The sequence below is a fragment of the Zongyangia sp. genome (genome assembly GCF_965361945.1).
Genome location: NZ_CBDTOK010000049.1, coordinates 1 through 19,283 on the forward strand (window position 1 = coordinate 1; position 19,283 = coordinate 19,283).

General features: G+C 54.9%; 17 protein-coding genes. 7 read left to right on the top strand and 10 right to left on the bottom strand.

The genetic code is table 11. The annotated features are described in order from the left end of the window. The 7 genes from ACZ25G_RS03115 to ACZ25G_RS03145 all read left to right on the top strand — a co-directional run. Window positions 1-4,002: CehA/McbA family metallohydrolase (locus tag ACZ25G_RS03115; RefSeq protein WP_463681504.1), on the top strand; the 4,002-nt coding region annotated here is incomplete at its 5' end. A 320-nt stretch (window positions 4,003-4,322) separates the two neighbouring features. Continuing rightward, entirely contained in the window at window positions 4,323-5,048 is a 726-nt protein-coding gene (locus ACZ25G_RS03120; protein ID WP_463681505.1) for a sigma-70 family RNA polymerase sigma factor, read from the top strand. Continuing rightward, window positions 5,045-5,920: an anti-sigma-I factor RsgI family protein gene (locus ACZ25G_RS03125; RefSeq protein WP_191509514.1), complete on the top strand. Its 876-nt coding sequence runs from the start codon at window positions 5,045-5,047 to the stop codon at window positions 5,918-5,920. The genes ACZ25G_RS03120 and ACZ25G_RS03125 overlap by 4 nt, the downstream gene beginning before the upstream one ends. Window positions 5,921-6,028: 108 nt before the next feature. Next, window positions 6,029-7,111 (top strand): PepSY domain-containing protein, encoded by a 1,083-nt coding sequence (locus ACZ25G_RS03130; RefSeq protein ID WP_463681506.1) that lies wholly within the window; start codon window positions 6,029-6,031, stop codon window positions 7,109-7,111. After that, window positions 7,044-7,799, top strand: coding sequence for a polyphosphate polymerase domain-containing protein (locus ACZ25G_RS03135; RefSeq protein WP_463681507.1), 756 nt, complete (start codon window positions 7,044-7,046; stop codon window positions 7,797-7,799). Before ACZ25G_RS03130 ends, ACZ25G_RS03135 begins: the two co-directional genes overlap by 68 nt. Before the next feature lie 27 nt (window positions 7,800-7,826). Then, window positions 7,827-8,498, top strand: coding sequence for a DUF4956 domain-containing protein (locus tag ACZ25G_RS03140; protein ID WP_463681508.1), 672 nt, complete (start codon window positions 7,827-7,829; stop codon window positions 8,496-8,498). A gap of 4 nt (window positions 8,499-8,502) precedes the next feature. Further along, window positions 8,503-9,948: a CotH kinase family protein gene (locus ACZ25G_RS03145; RefSeq protein WP_463681509.1), complete on the top strand. Its 1,446-nt coding sequence runs from the start codon at window positions 8,503-8,505 to the stop codon at window positions 9,946-9,948. A gap of 83 nt (window positions 9,949-10,031) precedes the next feature. Here the strand turns inward: ACZ25G_RS03145 and ACZ25G_RS03150 are convergent, their stop codons facing one another. The 10 genes from ACZ25G_RS03150 to ACZ25G_RS03195 form a co-directional block, all read right to left on the bottom strand. After that, a complete protein-coding gene (locus ACZ25G_RS03150; protein ID WP_463681510.1) occupies window positions 10,032-10,727 on the bottom strand; it encodes a carboxymuconolactone decarboxylase family protein in 696 nt (231 codons plus the stop codon). 16 nt (window positions 10,728-10,743) lie between these two features. Continuing rightward, window positions 10,744-11,787: an aldo/keto reductase gene (locus ACZ25G_RS03155; RefSeq protein ID WP_463681511.1), complete on the bottom strand. Its 1,044-nt coding sequence runs from the start codon at window positions 11,785-11,787 to the stop codon at window positions 10,744-10,746. A gap of 54 nt (window positions 11,788-11,841) precedes the next feature. Continuing rightward, window positions 11,842-12,279 (bottom strand): cupin domain-containing protein, encoded by a 438-nt coding sequence (locus tag ACZ25G_RS03160; RefSeq protein ID WP_463681512.1) that lies wholly within the window; start codon window positions 12,277-12,279, stop codon window positions 11,842-11,844. Between the two features lie 33 nt (window positions 12,280-12,312). After that, a complete protein-coding gene (locus ACZ25G_RS03165; RefSeq protein WP_191482581.1) occupies window positions 12,313-12,672 on the bottom strand; it encodes a MerR family transcriptional regulator in 360 nt (119 codons plus the stop codon). Between the two features lie 137 nt (window positions 12,673-12,809). Continuing rightward, the gene (locus ACZ25G_RS03170) at window positions 12,810-13,700 is read right to left on the bottom strand and encodes a LysR substrate-binding domain-containing protein (RefSeq protein ID WP_191482582.1); all 891 of its coding nucleotides are present in this window, start codon (window positions 13,698-13,700) and stop codon (window positions 12,810-12,812) included. 120 nt (window positions 13,701-13,820) lie between these two features. Beyond that, window positions 13,821-14,246 carry an EamA family transporter gene (locus ACZ25G_RS03175; protein WP_191482583.1) on the bottom strand — a complete coding sequence of 142 codons (426 nt, stop codon included), beginning with the start codon at window positions 14,244-14,246 and terminating at the stop codon, window positions 13,821-13,823. A gap of 117 nt (window positions 14,247-14,363) precedes the next feature. Further along, on the bottom strand, window positions 14,364-16,193 hold the full coding sequence (locus ACZ25G_RS03180) for an EAL domain-containing protein (RefSeq protein ID WP_463681513.1): 1,830 nt from the start codon (window positions 16,191-16,193) through the stop codon (window positions 14,364-14,366). A gap of 16 nt (window positions 16,194-16,209) precedes the next feature. Beyond that, window positions 16,210-16,701, bottom strand: coding sequence for a hypothetical protein (locus ACZ25G_RS03185; RefSeq protein WP_191482585.1), 492 nt, complete (start codon window positions 16,699-16,701; stop codon window positions 16,210-16,212). A 14-nt stretch (window positions 16,702-16,715) separates the two neighbouring features. After that, complete coding sequence (locus ACZ25G_RS03190; protein ID WP_463681514.1) at window positions 16,716-18,119, bottom strand: glycosyltransferase family 2 protein; 1,404 nt, start codon at window positions 18,117-18,119, stop codon at window positions 16,716-16,718. After that, window positions 18,116-19,267 carry a HEAT repeat domain-containing protein gene (locus ACZ25G_RS03195; protein ID WP_463681515.1) on the bottom strand — a complete coding sequence of 384 codons (1,152 nt, stop codon included), beginning with the start codon at window positions 19,265-19,267 and terminating at the stop codon, window positions 18,116-18,118. The genes ACZ25G_RS03190 and ACZ25G_RS03195 overlap by 4 nt, the downstream gene beginning before the upstream one ends. Window positions 19,268-19,283: the final 16 nt, after the last annotated feature.

The window sequence follows — 19,283 nt, forward strand, 5'->3', positions numbered from 1 at the left end:
GTTTCCGGCGATACCGTCACCGGCTTTGGAGATACCGAGGTGTGGACGGTGGTCAAAAACGGCGACGGCACCTATAGTTTCCAGCAGGACGGCCAGAACATCGGCCTTGCGGATAGCTACTCCAGCATGGATTTAGGCGCTGTCAACGACGACTGGGAGGTGACAGCCCTTCCCAACGGCACCTACAACATCCGCAACACGGTGCGGGGTAACTATATGGAATGGTATGCGGATTACAACAACTGGAGCAGCTACAACTCCAGCAGCGCCGCTACCGACGACCAGTTCCAGCTTCAGTTTTACAAGGTCACCGGCGAGATTACCGATCCCGACGCCCCGGAGGTGGAGGGCTTGCAGGTAGAGGCTTCCCCCAAGAGCGGCGCCAGTGTGGAGGCGGGCCAGAAGATCACCCTCTCCGCCGCCGACGGGGCGCAGATCTACTTTACCATGAAAACCGACGGCACCGAGCCGGAGGATCCGGATGTGACAAAACCGGAGCTGCAGTACACCGCCCCCATTGAAATTGAAAACACCCCGGCCAAGGACCAGCCTGTCATCATCAAGGCGGTGGCCTATATCCCCGCCGTGGATGAGACCCCGGCCCAGACCGGCGAAGTCATCACCTTTACCTATAAAGCCCCCATGGAGCTGGGAGATTATCAGCTCTATTTCGGTCAGCTCCACGCCCATACCAACCTGTCCGACGGCACCGGTACGGTGGAGCAGGCTTATGACCATGCTTCCAAGGTGGAAAACCTGGATTTCCTAGCCCTTACCGACCACTCCAACTCCTTTGACAACGACGGAGGGGTTCACCTGGGGGATACAAATGCCGAAAGCCTCAGCTCTGAATGGGCGGAAGGCCGCCAGGGCGCCCGGGACATCACCGCCCGGGAGGACGGCACCTTTGTGGGCCTCTATGGCTTTGAGATGACCTGGTCCGGCGGCGCTCCGGGACACATCAATACCTTTAATTCCGAGGGCTTTGAAAGCCGCAACTACGCCCCTTATAAGAAAGGGGATAACTATGAGGTGTTGCAGGCCTATTACGACACCCTCAACGAGAACCCGGAGACCATCTCCCAGTTTAACCATCCTGGAGATACCTTCGGCGACTTTATGGACTTCTCCCTCTATGACCCGGTGGTGGATAACCAGATTACCCTCATCGAGGTCGGCAACGGCGAGGGAGCCATCGGAAGCTCCGGTTACTTCCCCTCCTACGGCTATTACACCCGGGCTTTGGATAAGGGCTGGCATGTGGCCCCCACCAACAACCAGGATAACCACAAGGGCAACTGGGGAGACTCCAACACCGCCCGCAGCGTTGTGCTGGCCACCGACCTGAGCGAGGAGGCCATCTATGACGCCATGAAGAATTACCGGGTCTACGCCACCGAGGATAACGACCTGTCCATCCTCTACTCCCTCAACGGCAACGCCATGGGCTCCATTCTGGATGACCAGGATGAGGTGGATATCCAGGTCTCCATCACCGACCCCACCGATACCGCTGGCACCACCAAGGTGGAGGTCATTGTCAACGGCGGCCAGACCCTGGCGGAGCAGACCTTTGAAGGCGGCTCGGCGGAGCTTTCTTTTGACAACCTCCCCGCCACCTACGGCTACTATTACCTGCGGATTACCCAGGCGGATAAAAACATCGCCGTCACCGCTCCGGTCTGGGTGGGCGAGAGCATGAATGCAGGCGTCTCCAAAACCGCCAGCGACGTAGCTCTGCCCATCAAAGGGGATGAGATCAACATCTCCAGCCAGATCTACAACAATCTCAGCGAGGATATGACCGTCACCTCCCTGACCTACACCATGGAGGGCCAGGAGGAGCCTTTCCATACCGCCGACGTCAGCCAGATCGGCGACGCAGGGGTGGTAGGGGCACGGACTTCCGACACCTATGCCTTCCCCTATACGGTGACACAGGCCGGTGGCTTTAACATCAATGTCCAGATGAAGGCCACCATCGGCGGGGAGGAATTTACCTTCACCGACGTGCTCAAGCTCAGTGTTTCCGATCCGGCCATTGCCACCAAGGTGCTCATCGACGGCACCCACTATAACGATTATGTCAACGGCTACTACGCGGGGAACATGACCAACTTCATCAACATGGGCACGGCGGAGAACATCCAGGTGCGCATCGCCCAGCCAGGCGAGACCATCACCGCCCAAACCCTGGCCGACGTCTCCCTCCTTGTCATCTCCGCGCCGCTGAAATATACCAGCGACTACACAGGTGAGGCCACGATCAGCACCTTTGAGGACGAGTTTATCAATGTGGTGCGGGATTACGTCCAGGGCGGAGGCACCGTCATTGTCTGCGGCCTGGCGGACTATCAGGACGCCAACAGCGGAGTGCCCTATACCACCTACGAGCAGGTCAACAAGCTCCTGGCCGCCATTGGCGCCACCATGCGGGTCAACGACGACGAGCTCATCGACCAGGAGGAAAACGGGGGACAGCCCTACCGCCTCTATTTCGACGACTTTAACACCGAAAGCAGCGATCCTATCGTTCAGCAGGTCCTCTCCGGCGTGGTGGAATCCGGCTTGGCCTACAGCTCCTACTCCGGTTGCTCCATTGCGGTGGGCAGCGGCGAGCCCATTGTTTTCGGACATGAGGGCACCTATTCCATCAACAGCAAAAATCCCGCCCAGGGACACAGCAAGCCTGTGCTGAGCTACTCCGATCCCTACGACCCGGAAAGCGCCGTGGTGCAGAAGGGCGACGTTGTCGCCATGGCCACCGAAGGGGTGGGGGAAGGCCGGGTATTCCTCTCCGGCACCGTCTTCTGCTCCAACTTTGAGGTGGCGGCTGAAGATCAGGTCAGCTACTCCAACGGCATTATCGCCCAGAACATCCTGTCCATGGTGCAGAAGCAGCCTGAAATCAGCACCATCCAGGAGGCAAGGGCCGGTGCCGACGGGGAGGTATTTACCGTCGTCGGCACCGTGGCCAACGGCACCGCAGAAAGCGGCAACGCCTTCTTTAACACCATCTACATCCAGGATGATGAGGGCAACGGCATCAATGTCTTCCCCATCGACGACAACACCATCCGCCGGGGCGACCAGGTGATGGTCACCGGCTCCATCAGCGAATATATCGGGGACAAGCAGCTTTCCGCCATCAATGTGACGGTGCTGGAAGGCAGCAAAAACGTGGTCATTACCGATGTTACCACCAAAGAGGCCAACGACTATGACGCTAACTTCGGCATGCTGGTCCGGGTGGAAGGCACCGTGCAGAGCGTGAAGCTGGCCGGCGGCATTGTAGAAAGCATTGCGCTGGTAGATGAAAGCGGCGAAAGCTGCCGGGTCTTTGTGGATGGCTATATCGATTACTCCAATGACGCCTCCCAGCCCCTGGAGGACTTTGTCAAGGAGGGCGCTACCATCTCCGCCGTAGGCTTTGTCTCCCATGACGCCGAAGGCAACCGCCTCCGGGTCCGTGACCGCTCCGAGATCCAGCCGGCGGAAGCGGCTCTGCAGGTAACCGTCACCACCACCCACGGCACCGCATCCTACACCCAGGCACCGGTGGCAGGGGAGGACTTCACCGCCACCCTGATCCCGGATGAAGGCTACAAGCTGCCCCAGCAGGTGCAGGTTCTGGTGGAGGGCGCAGAGCTCCCATCCGAAGGCTATGCCTATGACCCGGCCACAGGAGCCCTTACCGTTTACGGCGCTTATGTCACCGGCGACATAGAGCTGATCGCCGACTTTGTCCAGGATACCCAGGGCGGCCAGGAAGGCGGCGGCAGCCAGGACGGCCAGCCCTCCATTCCCGGCCACACCCAAGACGGGAATATCACCTTCCCCGACGGGACGACAGAGAACAACGGCTCCACCGGCGGCAAGGAAAGCCCCCAGACAGGAGACAGCCAGAATATCCTTCTAGTGGCCCTTCTTCTGGCGGCAAGCGGTGCTGCCCTTGTGGCCCTGACAGTATCCCAGCGCAGGAAAGCGGGACAGAACCGATAGTTTTCCCAAGGGGAGATTCTGTGAAATAAAAAGACCGGGGACAGGATAGCCTGCCACCGGAAAAAATAAAGACAGGAGGCACGAAACCGTGCCTCCTCTTTTTATATGGGGTGGTTAGGGCAAACAAGGTATCATAGAAACAGGAAAATATTTACCTAAAATTTACCTAAACCTGAAACAATAATGGTTGCTTATTACTTTTATTACATGTATAATACGCCATCAAAGTGATGTAAGTAGAAATTTTTTTAGTTTTTTTATTGATTGGCCCCGGTTTGAGAAAACAGGGACCGTATTCTATATAAGGGGGGATCTGCTGTATGAATAGTGAGCACACAATCATCCAACAGGTCGACGAGGCAAGAGGGGATGTACAGGCGGCGGACCGGCTCATCAGCAGCTACCTGCCCTTTATTAAGGCGGAAACAGCCAAGTTTTTAAAGCGGCCGCCGATAGAGGGGCAGGACGATGAACTGAGCATCGCTATGATGGCCTTCCACGAGGCCATCGGAAGCTATTCACGGACTCGCGGGGCTTTTCTCAAATACGCGGGAATGCTGATCCGAAGCCGTCTTATCGATTACAGCCGGAGGAACCGGCGGCATGACGGCGTCATCTCCCTGGATACGCCTCAGGGGGAGGACGATGTCACCATAGGGGAGACACTGGCGGATCAACGGGATCATCATGAGGAAATGATGCAGCGCGACGCCACCCGGGAGGAAATTTTTCATCTCAGCAGCCAGATGGCGGAGTTTGGAGTTAGCTTGACCGACGTGGCGGCCAACTGCCCCAAACAGCAGCGGACGCTCGAGGCCTGCCGGAAGGCCCTGCAATACGCCCGGGAGAACCCGGAATTATTGGAGGACCTTCTGGAGACGCGGCGATTGCCCATCAGCCGGCTGTCAGAGGGCAGCGGTGTAGAAAGAAAAACCCTGGAGCGGCACCGCAAATATATGATTGCCCTGCTGCTGATCTATACCAATGGGTATGAAATCATCCGAGGGCACTTAAAGCAGGTGATGAAAGGAGTGGCAGTGAGATGAGTTATCTGGTAATGGAATGCCACCCTGGATATGCCGTTCTTCTGGATGAAGAGGGCCGCTTTTTCAAAGCGGCCAATCTCCAGTATGAAGTAGGCCAAAGGGTATATGACCCGGTGCTGATGCGGGAAGAGCCGCAAAAACAAAGCCATACCATCCGATGGATTGGTAGCGCTGTGGCGGCCATTGCGGCATGCCTGCTGTTGGTTTTCGGTATTGGCTACTATCAGAATTATTTACAGCCCTACTCCTCCATCTATTTGACCATCAACCCGGAGGTGCAGATGGATCTGAACCGGCAGGGAACGGTTGTAGAGCTGACCGGGACCAATGAAGACGGGGAAAAGCTGTTGGAAGGCTATGACGGCAAGGGCAAAGATAAGGTCACTGTAGCCGATGAACTCATTGACCGGGCCATTGCTATGGGATTTTTGTCGGAAGGAGGTCAAATCTCCTTCTCCATTGACTCCCCCGATGAGGCCATGTTCCAGGAGTACGGCATGCAGCTGCGCACCCAGGTAGAGGAATATCTGGACGGACGGATGACGGTGATGATCGAAATCGTCAACTACCAAAACGGCCAGGGGGAGGAAGCGCCGGAGGAAGTGTCAACCACCACGCCGCTGGTCACGACAACTCCGCCGGCTACAACCACCACGCCGCCCCAAACAACTCCCAGCACCACCCCGGCGGCTCCGCCCCCCGCAACCTCCCAAAGCACCGGCTACGGCAATACGGATTATGGGCCGGACAGCGACGGTGATTCCGGATACAGCCCGGGGAGCGACAACGGGTCAGATGACAGCGGCTATGACGATGATGACAACGATGATGGCGGCGATTCCAACTATGATGATGAAGAGGATGACGACTAAATATTTAAAAAATTTTTTCTGTACGACCCCGGTTTTTTGGCAGGCCTTCCGTAGTCTATCAGTGTAAGGTGAAAACCACACGATAATAACTGAGAGGAGCAATCAATTATGAAGTTGAGAAGAAAAGTTTTAGCAGCGGTCTCTTCCCTGGCTGTCCTGGCGGCAGTCCTTCTGGCCGGATGCGCCACCCAACCAGCGGAGGGCAATGCCCTGAAGGAAACAGGAATCCTGACCTTAAGCGTCAACCCGGAAATCCAGATTGAGTACAACAAAGAAGGCAGGGTTACCGCCCTGTCCGGACAGAATGAGGATGGCAAAGGCATTGTGGCCTCCTATCAAGACTATATCGGAAAAGATTGCAGTGAAGTTCTTCAGGATTTGATTGTTGAAATCAATGAGGCTGGCTATTTTGTAGAGGATGTTGACGGCAACCAAAAGAACATTGTCCTGCAGCTGGAACCTGGTTCTGTGCTTCCAAGCAGCGACTTTTTGGCCAATATGAGCGCCAGCACCCAGGATGCGGTGAAGGGACTGCGCCTTTCCTCTGGCATTGTGACCATTGACGACGACGATTACGACCCAGCTTATGTCAAAGATGGAGGAGAATCTCCCTATATTACCCTGGAAAAGGCAAAAGAAATCGCGTTGACCCAGGCCAATGTCAGCGCAGCCGATGCTGTGTTTGAAGATAAGGAGTTTGATCACGACGACGGTACGCCGGTGTTTGAACTGGAATTCGTGGCAAACGGCGTCGAATATGAGTATGATGTCCACGCCGTAACCGGGAAAATCCTCCGGGCGGAACACAAGACCGGCAGCATTCCCGCCAATGGTACGGCGGGCTACAACGACACCGACTATGGCCCCGGAAGCGATGGCGTCACCGATTACAATGACACCGACTACGGTCCTGGAAGTGACGGCGTCACCGATTACAATGACACCGACTACGGCCCTGGAAGCGACGGCGTCACCGATTACAACGACACCGACTACGGCTCAGGAAGCGACGGCGTCACCGATTACAACGACACCGACTACGGCCCCGGAAACGACGGCGTTACCAATTACGGGAATAGCAACTATGACGACGGGGGCACCACCAATTATGGCAACTCCGGTTATGGGAACAGCAACTATGACGATGGCGGCAGCAATTACGACGATGGGGATTCCGGCTATGACGATTGACCCATCCAAAGGGCGCGGCCTGCGTCATGAGCTGAAGCACCAGATCAACCTGCGGGAAGATCTGGTGCTTTCCCAAAGGCTGCGCAAGCTCTTTCCCCATGACCAGCATGGGGGAGCGGACGGCAGCTACCGGGTTACCAGCCTCTATTTTGACACCCCTTATGACACCGCCCTGCGGGAAAAACTGGACGGGGTCAGCCGGAGAGAAAAATTCCGTCTGCGGTATTATGGAAGGGATACTTCTTTTATCCGGCTGGAAAAGAAGACCAAGGAACAAGGACTGTGCGGCAAACACAGCGTCCGCATGACACCGGAGCAGGTGGCGCGGCTGCTGGCGGGGGAGGACAGGTTCCTTTTAGATGCCGGCGACCCGCTGCTTGCGGAGTTTTATAGCAAGCTGCGGGGAGAGGGCCTAGGCCCTAAGACCGTGGTTTGTTATGACAGAGAGGCGTTTTTCTATGGCCCCGGCAATGTGCGGATTACCCTGGACCGAAATATCCGCTCTGGACTGGGAAATACCGATTTTCTCAATCCGGACCGGTTCCATTTGAAGGTGCTGGAGGAGATTACGGTACTGGAAGTCAAATATGACGCCTTTTTGCCGGATCTTGTCCGCATGGCGGTACAGGTGCCCGGCAGGCAGGCGGCATCCTGCTCCAAATATGCCCTGTGCCGGCGGTTTGACTAAAGAGAAAAGTGGAGGGAGATCGGCATTATGACCTTTCAGGATATTTTTAAGTCCAGCTTTCTTGAGAATATAACCGGTGTTTCCATGCTGGATATGGGCATCGCGCTCGTTCTGGCCTTTTTGTTAGGACTGTTTATCTTTTTTATTTACAAAATGAGCTACAGCGGCGTCATGTATTCTATGAGCTTTGGAGTGACCTTGGTGGCCCTATCCCTCATTACCGTTCTTCTTATGATGGCGGTGGTCAGCAACGTGGTGCTTTCCCTGGGCATGGTGGGCGCCCTGTCCATTGTCCGGTTTCGCACCGCAATCAAAGAGCCCATGGACATTGCTTTTTTGTTCTGGTCCATTGCGGTTGGGATTGTACTGGCGGCTGGTCTGATCCCTCTGGCGGTATTCGGCAGCCTTTTTGTAGGGATCGTGCTGGTTGTTTTTGCCCGCAAAAAGACGGTGGATGCCCCCTATATTTTGGTGCTCCACTGTGAGAATGGCCAGGTCGAGGCGCAGACCAAGGCGTTTCTGAAATCCCAGGTGGCGCGGCTGAACCTAAAGAGTAAAAGCATGGAAAACGGTATGGTGGAATTAAACTACGAAGTCCGGTTAAAGGACGACAACAGCGCTTTTATTAATGAACTGGAAGCAATGGCTGGCGTTTCCAGGGTGGTGCTGGTCTCTTATAACGGCGACTACATGGGATAAGGCGATGATCAAACACAAGCGCATCGACCTGATCTGTATAGCCGCTGCCATTGCGGCCGCTCTTCTGACCCTGGCGCTGATGTGGGGCGGGGATCAAATTCCTCAAGAGAGCGCCCCCCTAGCATATGTGACCCGGCTTTTTGATGACAGCAGGGTTCATACCGTTGATATACAGATTGACGATTGGGGCAGCTTTGTCCAGAATGCGGCCAAGGAGGAGTATGTTTCCTGTACCGTCCAAATTGATGGGGAGATATTCCAACAGGTAGGCCTGCGGGCCAAAGGGAACAACTCCCTGCGGCTGACAGAGGAATATGGACTCAGCCGCTACAGCCTGAAGCTGGAGTTTGACCAGTTTTTGGACGGCGGGAACTACTATGGACTGGATAAATTTTCTCTGGATGCCTCCTTTCAGGACAACAGCTATCTAAAGACCTATATGGCTTATGACATGATGGCCTTTATGGAGGTGCCTACTCCCCTTTGCAGCTATGTCTGGGTCAAGGTCAACGGGGAGGACTGGGGGCTGTTTTTGGCGGTGGAGGAACCGGAGGAGGCGTTTGCCCGGCGGAATTTTGGCAACGATCATGGCCAGCTTTACAAACCGGATTACCGCTCCTTAGAGGAAGAAAATGCCGACGTGGCGCTGCGGTATATTGACGGCAACCCCAGCAGTTATCCAGGCATCTTTGAAAACGGCAAATTCCAGCTTACCCGAAAGGATCAAAGGCGGCTGATTGAGGCGCTGGAAATTTTAGCTACCGGCGAAAATTTAGAAAGTGCTGTCAATGTGGACGGCGCCTTGCGGTATTTTACGGTACAGGTCTTTGTCATGAACTGGGACAGCTATCTGGGATATACGGGACACAACTATTTTTTATATGAGGAAGAGGGGGTTCTCACCATTCTGCCTTGGGATTATAACCTGGCTTTTGGCACCTATGCCCTGGGCATGACCAACCCTATTGAAGATCCCAACATCCTTATCAACTATCCCATCAATACCCCTGCGGAGGGAAGCGTGATGCTCAACCGGCCCCTCTATCACAACCTGATGCTGCGAGACGAATACTTTGCCCAGTATCACGAATACTTTGATGAGTTTTTATCTGAGTATATGGAAAGCGGGCGGTTCGCGGCTACCCTTCGGCGGACAGCGGCGATGATTGCCCCCTATGTTGCGAAGGATCCCACAAAGTTTTGCTCCTATGAGGATCATCAGCGTGCTGTGGACACCCTGGAACAGGTCTGCCTGCTCCGGGCGCAGAGCGTCCAGGGCCAGCTGGAGGGAGAGATACCGCCTACCCTCCAAGGCCAACGGGAACAACCGGATGCCGGTGTGGACGCCTCATCCGTCCAGCTGGCCGACTTAGGGGATTTTGAGGATCTGGAATCGGCGGGAGAAAGACAGCAGGCGGCGATGGAACAGATAAAACAAAAAAGCGCTTAGGATTTTTCCTAAGCGCTTTTTGTCAATCAAGAGAAATCAACGGAATCCTTCCCCAAAAAGGCCAAGGGCGCAAATTTCGAAAACTATCTGCCCATCTCCTCAGCGGCCTTGTTGACGCAGGAAATGGCGTTGAGGCTCCGGGGATAGCCGATATAGGGCAGGCATTGGGAGACCACCCGGATCAGGAATGCCTTGTCGTTGCCAAGGTTCATATTGCCCTTGGCGTGACTTGTCAGCTGGGGTTCGCAGCCTCCCTGAGCCGCCAGGAAACAGAAGGTAATCATCTCCCGCTGCTTGAGGTCCAGCCCGGTGCGGGTGTAGTAGTCCCCAAAGCAGTTGGCCGCCAGCCAGCGGTTGATGTGGCCCTGTTTCCAGGCGTCCTTCATGGAATCCCCGAAAATCTCCACCTGGGTTTGGGCGCCCCTTTCCAGACGGTTTTCCATGGTGGTGGTAGCCTGTCCCTCCAAGGGAAGCTTGACGCCCCGGCCGGCCAGGATGGCGTTGGTGGCATCCAGGAAGGGACGAACCCGGCCGATGCCGAGATAATCCACCGCCTGGTAGACGATCTCCTTGGCCATGACGGGGGTGACCCCGGCATCCAGGGCCTGGGGCAGCTCCAGCCGGAACTGGTCAATGCCCTGGCAGCCCAGCAGGGTAGCCAGGATGGCCATGTGACGGGTAGGCTCCTCCAGCTGCTGGCCGGGCTCGCCCACCACCTCATCCGTGGCAAAGTGTTCCATCCGCTCCATAAATTCCGGATCGGTTTCATAGATGTTCATTTGTATATCCTTCTTTCTACTTTTCAATCTGTTGGTTGCCGGTGCTCCACACATGCTGCTCCCCCTCTGCCGCCGGGGTGTTTTGGGCCATGACGCCTACCAGGTTGTGGGGGACATAGGGCTCCTCCAGATAGGCGATTTCCTCCGGCGTCAGCAGAAGATCCGCCGCCTTTGCCGCCCCTTCGATATGGTGCAGCTTGGTAGCGCCCACTACGGGAGCCGTCACCTTGGTGAGCAGCCATGCCAGGGAGATTTCAGTCATGGATACGCCCTGTTTTTCTGCCAGCTCTGCCACCCGGCTGATGATGACCGCGTCCTGTCCGGCGGTGGCGTCATATTTGAATTTGGCGTAGCTGTCCTCCTCCAGACGCTTGGATGTCTCTCCCGGATGCTTGGAAAGGCGGCCGCCGGCCAGGGGACTGTAGGGGGTCATGGCAATGTTGTCCTCCCCGCAAAGCTTCGCCATCTCCCGCTCCTCCTCCCGGAAGATCAGGTTATAATGGCCCTGGATGGAAACAAACTTGGAAAAGCCCTCCTGCTCCGCCAGGGCGTTTGCCTTGGCCAGCTGATAGGCCAGACAGTTGGAGATACCGATATACCGGACTTTTCCCGCCGTTACAGCCTGGTGCAGCCCCTCCATAATGTCATAGAGGGGGGTGGCGTAATCCCACATGTGGTAGATATACAGATCCACATAATCAAGGCCCAGGTTTTTCAGGCTGGTATCGATCATCCGCTGGATATGCTGCTGGCCGGAAATCCCCGCTTGGATCTCCTCCGGGGTCCGGGGCAGGAACTTGGTGGCCACCACCACATCCTCCCGGCGGGCAAAGTCCCGGAGGGTCCGGCCTAGATACTGTTCACTGGTGCCGCTTTGGTAGGCAATAGCGGTGTCAAAGAAGTTGACGCCAAGCCCCAGCCCCCGCTTGATGATTTGCCGGGAGTGTTCTTCATCGATGGTCCAGCTGTGCTGGCCATTCTTGGCGTCGCCAAAGCCCATGCATCCCATGCAGATGCGGGAGACGGTCAAATCGGAATTGCCCAGTTTGGTGTATTGCATATGATTCCCTCCTGATGGAAAAAGATTGCCTTTCCTCATTTGAGGGGCAAGCCTTTATTTCAGACTCTGATAAGCCTGGTCATCCACCGCTTCCAGCCATTCATTGCTGGTCTCGTCGCCGGGGACTTCTACGGCAATGTGGGAGAACCAGCTGTCCGCCTTGGCCCCGTGCCAATGCTTGACCTCGGGCGGGATGACGATGACCGTTCCCGGCTCCAGGCTGACGGCTTCCTTGCCCTCCTCCTGGTACCAGCCGCTGCCCGCGGTGCAGATGAGAATCTGGCCGCCGCCGGTTTTTGCGTGATGGATGTGCCAGTTGTTCCGGCAGCCCGGCTCAAAGGTGACGTTGGCCAGGGATACGGCGCTTTCTTCCGGTTTTGTCAGGGGATGCAGATAGGAATTGCCGATAAAATACTGGGCAAAGGCGGTATTGGGCTGGCCCATGCCGAAGACGTTTTGGTTGTCGAATTGGTTTTTGTCTTGGATTTTCATCAAAAATGCCTCCTCATGGTGATAGGTTTTATTTTATGCTTTTTCTTGCTGTTTTTTCCGGATATGATAGCGCAGGTAATCCAGCCGCTGCAGCTGTCTCTCCCGCAGGTGGATTTCATCCAGGGTGCAGCTGCGCTTTTGGTTGAGCATCTTCAGCCGCTGCTCCTCTGTATCCTCCTGCTCCAGCAAAAGCTTCATGTAGGTCTCGATCTCGCCAATGTCAAAGCCCATGTCGTGGAGGGACATAATCAGGCTCAGACGCTCCAAATCCGTGTCGTCGTACTGCCAGGCCCCCATCACCTTTTTCACCGCGCCGCAAAGCCCCCACCGCTCGTATTCCTTGAGGATTTCTAGGGGGATCTGATAGCGTTCGCTTGCCTCGTTGATGGTCATGGAATAACCCCTTCCAGATCGTGCATTTTGCTGGCAGAAGCGGCGGATGCCTTATTGCCAGTTCTTTTTATGCAAAAAAATAGATGTCCCGTTGGGACACCTATATTGTAGACCTTGGATGAAAACATGTCTAATGCTTATATTGGATTCTCTTTCATGCCTGAAATGTATTTTTGTGCGTGTTCAATAAAGGCAGAAGCCGCCGGAGAAAAGACCTGGGCGTTTTTCCACACCAGCACGGTGCTGGTGCGAATGGAAGGGGAGAGGGGGACAAAACAAAGCCCCTCATAGGAGCAATCGAGAATCAGGGTGAGGACGTAACCCACCTGGTTGCGGGCCAGGATGGCCTCATTATAGAGCAGGTTTCCGCTGGCCACAATATGCAGCTTCTCCGCCAGAGGGCCAAACCAGTGAAACAGCTCATTTTGCAGGATCTCCCGCTGGGGCAGGATCAGGGGCTGGCCGGCCAGGTCCTGGGGCGTAATCCCCGGCTTTTCCGCCAGAGGGGAATCGGCCCGCATCAGCACACCCCAGGTTTCCTGGACCGGTGTGCGGATAAACCCATATTTTGCAATGTCCACCGGTTCCGGCAGCAGGCCCAGATCCAGAATTCCCCGCTCGATCCGCTCCTTAATATTGTCGGCATTGCCGCTGTATAGTTCAAAGGTTACCAAAGGGTTTTCCCGCTGGAAGGTGGAGATCAGTTCTGCTAGGAACTGGGAGCTCTGCAGCTCCCCGCTGCCCACCGAGATATTGCCCGCCAGCTGTTCCTTCTCATGGCACAGCTCTTCCTTGGCCTTTTCCGCGAGGGAGACAATCTCCTCTGCCCGCCGGCGCAGCAGCATCCCCTCCTCGGTCAGGACAATATGGTGCTTGCTCCGGTAAAAGAGTTTGACGCCCAGTTCCTCTTCCAGCTGGATCAGCTGCCGGGAGAGGGTGGGCTGTGTCAGGTGGAGGAGGTGAGCCGCCCTGGTGATATTCTCCTCCCGGGCCACCATGAGGAAATATTTCAGTACCCGAATCTCCATAAGCCGTCCCCCTTTTTTAAAAATCATAGCACAGAGAAGGGGGAGAAGCAACACAGAGAAAGACAGGCCCTGGGCAGAAATTTTAATAGGGGCGATCCTATGAATCCACAGGCGCCTGCATTATTGGGTGATGAGAAACAGGCCTACAGCGCAGACTCCCATGCCGATGACCTGTTTGAGGGAGATGCTCTCCTGATAGAGGAAAAAGCCCACCAAGACTAGGATGCAGGCAAGGGAAATATTGGCCACAAGGGAGGCGGTGTTTACCTTCCATCCAGCCCGGTAGACGTGGATATAGCCAAACTCCAGGGCAACCACACTGATGCCCAGGAGGACCGCTGTCCAGTTGAGCTTGGATAGCTCTGCCGGCAGCTTTTGATGGCCGCCCTGGAACAGGTACAGCCCAAAGGCGCACGCCGCGGCAACACAGTAGGTGACGGCCAGGGAAAGAAAGGCGTTGGCCTGGGACGGGGTAGATTTTGTGGTGATATTGTAGAATACATTGGCCACAACCACCAGGGCAATAGGCCAGATATAACCGAGCATTATGATCCTCCTCCAAGCAAAAAGCAGCCAGACCAAAGCCTGACTGCCGGTAGGTGCTCACCCGTTTATTCTTTTATGATGATACCATTGCGGGCACCGGATGTCAAATTTCGTCTTTTATGCTTGTTGTCGCAGATCTAGAATCCTTGCCATTGCATTTGACGCCGGCATGGGGACAAAAAATCGAAATCCTTGGAGTACATCACAGTTGAGACTTTGCAAAATTTCGATCTGCTTGTCATCCTCAACCCCTTCCGCCAGGATGGTCAGTTCCATGCTGTGGCCTGTCTGGACCAGGGCGTTGAGGATGATCTTCCCCTGGGCCGTCCACATGTTGTCGATGAGATGCTTATCTAGCTTCAGACCATCCATGGGATATTCCTGTAGGTCGTGGAAGGAGGAAAAACCAATTCCGAAGTCGTCAAAGATTACCCGGACGCCAAGATCCCGAACGGCCATAATATTCCGGAGCATCTGTTCGCTTTCTTTGGGATCAATCCACTCGCTCTCGGTTACCTCCAGAATGAGCAGTTTTCGAGGAAAGGTATGGTTTTGTAGGATCTGTGTGAAGCGCTGGGTAAAATCATAACTGGCCAGTGTCCGGCGGGAAAAGTTGCAGGAAATAAAGAAATCATGGATTTCTTGTTGCTCTAAACCTTCTAGGAACACGCAGACTTTTTCCATGCCATAGAAATCCAGGTTCTCAATCCGGCCTTCCTTCTCCAGCAGAGGAACATAATGGTCCGGCATTAAGAGGCCCCGCACAGGGTGATTCCAGCGGGAAAGGGCCTCACCCCCCACCACCCGATAGGAGTGGGCGTCCACAAAAAATTGGAGATAAAGCTGAATTTCCTTCCGTTCCAATCCACCTTCAAAATCTGCCAATAGCTGCCATCGTTCCTGACAGTTTTTGCATTCTTTGGTATCACAAAATCTGCAATCCGTTTCCTCCCTGCGAGCCTTTAGGGCGCACTGCCTGGTATGAAACAGGGCGTGGCCTAAGTCCCGGTACTCTACCTTGAGAGGACAGATACCCGCCACTGCGTCGCCGGGGGATAACTTTCGCCCGTCGCAGGAAAAGCTGCGAATCTCCTGGAGCACGGCGCGTACCCACCGTTCTACCCTTTCCTGGTTCTGGGACATTTTAACGGCGATCAGTTCTCCGTCGGAGCCTTTGGCCAGGATATCGGAGGAAATACCCGCCTCTTTGAGTGCCTGTGCCCCATGAAGCCAGAATGCCTTGGCCTGCTCCTGCCCCATAAAATATCCCACATGATCCAGGTCTAGGTGAAAACAGACCAAATAATAGAGAGGGCGGTTCTGATCTTGGATGAGTCGCGGGTACGTATGATCCAGATATTCGTAGGTTCGCAGCCCCGTCTCCGGATCGTTTAGAAGAATTTCTTTGGCCTTTTTTCTCTCCCGTTTCAGACAGACCAGGGCCGACAGAAGCCCCAGAACCAGCAGCAGGAAGATTATCCCGATACCGACCATTGCAGCTGTGGGAATCCCCGGCTGCGGGGCGCCTTCTCCAGCGGCCTCCAACAGAGAGCCGGTCCACTCTGCCTGGGAGCGCTGGGCCGCATATTCCCGCAGGTCGGATTGAAAGGCGGAAGGAGCCACATCGGTAAAGGAGAGAAAATACACCGTCTCTTCCCCTTCAGTGACGGCGGGGAAGAGAAGAAGGGGTTCTTCCTCCATATGGGCATATTGGTTATCCCCCGCACAGCCAGAGACCAGGTCGACCTGTTGTTTCTCCGCTAGATCCTTCCGTTGATCCTTCTCGCCTGGCTGGTAATAGCGCAGATCGTACCCATATTCGCTGGCAAACTGCCGGAGAAATGAGGGAATTGCCCCCTCATAGGTCTGGCTTTCCGGGTCATAATACTCCAAAGGATAGAGATCTGGATTTCCTGCCACATAGATGATTGCTTCGCCGGTTTGCAAGTTCTACCTTCCTCTCTCACCGAAATAGGGCCAGATTGCCAGTAGGAGCTGCCTCGCTCAGACTGGCGGCCTGCTGTTCGAGTTGATGGGTCTGAGCGTTAAGCTCCTCCAAGGTTGCGCAGATAGACTCCCGCAGCTTTTTGATGTTTGCCCGGTAGCCATCCAACAGGGACAGATCCTGCTCCAAAGCTTGGCGGAGGGTTTGACGAGCGGCTTCCTCCTGAACCTGGGTTTCCGCCTTTAACGCTTCCGCGCTGGCTCTAGCGTCCAAAATAGCGGTGGAAATTTGATCATACTGTCCGCGTATCCTGCTGACTTCTTCCCGCAAGCGGCTATTTTCCTCCTCCAGCTCCCGGATGCGGGTTTGGGCCTGCTGATCCATCCGCTCCATCTGGGCATCCTTTTCCAGCAGCTTCTGAGAAAACGCCTCTTCCTGGGTGGCAATATATAAGAATACATGATCCTTTTTATATCCCCAAAGGCCCTGCTTCATTTCTTCCAGCTTCATAAATTGACCTCCGTTTATTTGAATTTGATTTCCTGGCGTTGGATCTGACCCCAGGTAGCCTTCTTTTTCCGATAACCGATGAGAGCAATCATCCGCACCCAGGCCAGAATAAACCGCAGGCAGGATACCTCGATGACACACAGCCCCACCGCCTTGAGAAGGTCGGAGGGATACAGGCGCAGGTCAATGGTGTGGACCCTGGCCCAAAAGGCCGTGAGAGAGAAGATGGCGGAATAGGCCACATAGATGCCGAAAAAGAGGAGCATAAAGGGCACATTTATCAAATCCACAGCAAAGGCCAGCAGGGTGGTCAGCAGGCCAAAGACCTCAATATAGGGGGAAAAGAGTTCATACAACAAGAAATAGAGGTAAGAGATAAAGCTGACCGCCCCATATTTGGGGTTGGCCATAATGTTGCGATGTTTCATCATGCTCTGGAACAACCCAATATGCCAACGGCGCCGCTGTCTGCACAGGTCTCCCAGCCTTTCCGGCACCTGGGTCCAGCAGATGGCGTCGGTAGCATAGCGAATGCGGTAGCGGCGTCCACTCTCCCGGCAGAAGACATGCAGCTTGACCACCAGCTCCATATCTTCCCCCATACTAGTGTTGTCGTAGCCGCCGGCGGCGATGACTACGCTTTTGAGAAATAGGCCGAAGGCACCGGAGATGATGATATTGCCATTAAATTTATCGAAGAGGATGCGGGAGGCCAAAAAGGAGCGGTCATACTCCAGGACCTGCATACAGGCCAGCAGCTTTCGGGGCATCCGGTAGCGCACCACCCGGCCGCTCTCAATTTCGGCGCCGTTGCAGGGACGCACCGCGCCGCCTACGGCTACCACATCGGGATCCTCCAGGACCGGCCGCACAATCTTTTCCAGGGAATCATGCTGGAGGACAGAATCCGCGTCTATACAAAGAAAATATGGATAATTGGAGACATTGATGCCCATATTCAGGGCGTCTGCCTTCCCGCCGTTTTTCTTCCGCACCAGGGTAATAGGCACCTTCCAGGCCCTGGTCTCATAGATTTTTTCCTCTGGCTGACAGGGAATCCTGCGCTGGATGGGACGATCAACACTCCACATGTGAAAGGCGTCCTTCATCACCTGGGCGGTTTCATCGGTGGATCCATCGTCTACCACAATAATCTCATAGAGTTTATAGTCCAGCGCCAACAATGAGCGGACGGTGGCTTCAATGGTCACCGCCTCGTTGTGGGCGGGCACAATGACGGAAACGGGGACATAGTAGTCGTTGGATAGCTCGTTTTTCAGGAGATTGCGCCGTTTAGCGGCATATAGGTCGGAGGAGCCCACCGTGACCGACAGAAAAAGGAAGCTGGCATATCCCAGCATGTAGAGGATGAAAAAGCCCTCTACGCAAAGGAGAAATATCTGTATAAAATCCCTCATAAAGCAGCAGCCACCTTTTCTTTTTGCTCGTTTCCTTCCGCTTCCCATTCCAACGGAGTTTTCTCCAGTCGCCTGGTTTCCAGGCGGTATACCAGCATCTCCCGGGCATACCGGTCCTCTCCCGCTATGACCTGCAGTAGCTGCTCATAGTCTAGGCCATGAGCCTCCAGACTGGCGGAAGCGTTGTAACGCACATACCAGTTAGGGCTGTTCATGGCATGCAGCAGCCCGTCCACAACTTCCTGGCCGGGATACCCTGCCAGAGAGGAAGCGCTGATGGCGGCAAACTCCCAGTGGGCCGGGTCCTGGTCGGCAATCATTGCCAGCAGGGTTTCTTTCGCCCCAGGGTCAGGATACCGCCCAAAGTAGCGGATGGCCGCGAAGCGCAGTTCCTTATTCTGCTGGGGATCCTGAAGAATTTGTAGCAGCTGCGGTCCATAGTTCCCACTTTGAAAGCGGATGTAATCGAGAATAGAGCGCTGGATATGGAGGGTAAACTGGTCGAATCTAACCCAGAGCCGGCCAATTAGATCGTCACAATTTCCCGTGTAGGTGAGAAGTGCCTCGGTGATCACCTTTTCGTGGAGAGGGGATTCCGTACCCTTCCTCAGTTCCAACAGGGCGGACACTAGGGATTCCGGGCTTCCGAAGGCGCAGAGGGCCTTGAGGGCGTTGATCCGGCAGTATAGGCTGTTTTTTTGCAGATAGGATAGGATAACCTGCTGAATCTGATCCATCTGCCGGTGACGCTGATTCCAGTGCCGGGAGAGGAAATAGCAATAATAAGCCGCCTGGGTTTCCTCTCGTTTCAAGTAGACGGTGGACAGGTATAAAAATACGGGCTGGAACTGTATTGTATACTCCAAAAATGTCGTGTTGCCCTTGTCATAGTCCTCCCAAAGCCGGTCGAATGCCAGCAGCCAATGAACCCGGGAGAGACGTCGGCGCATCCAGATCAGATGTCGCTCCTGAACAGGCTGGTTCTGCCGGATATAATTAAGCTGGGCGTCCACCCGTTTGGCAAGCGCCGCCACCTGTTTTTCCAGCCGGTGGTTTCCGGTGCGAAGATGGAGGGTGTAAACAAGGTTAAATACCAGCATGCTGAGACACACTAAACCGTACCCATATAATAAATATTCAATGTTCACACCATTTACCTCCTTT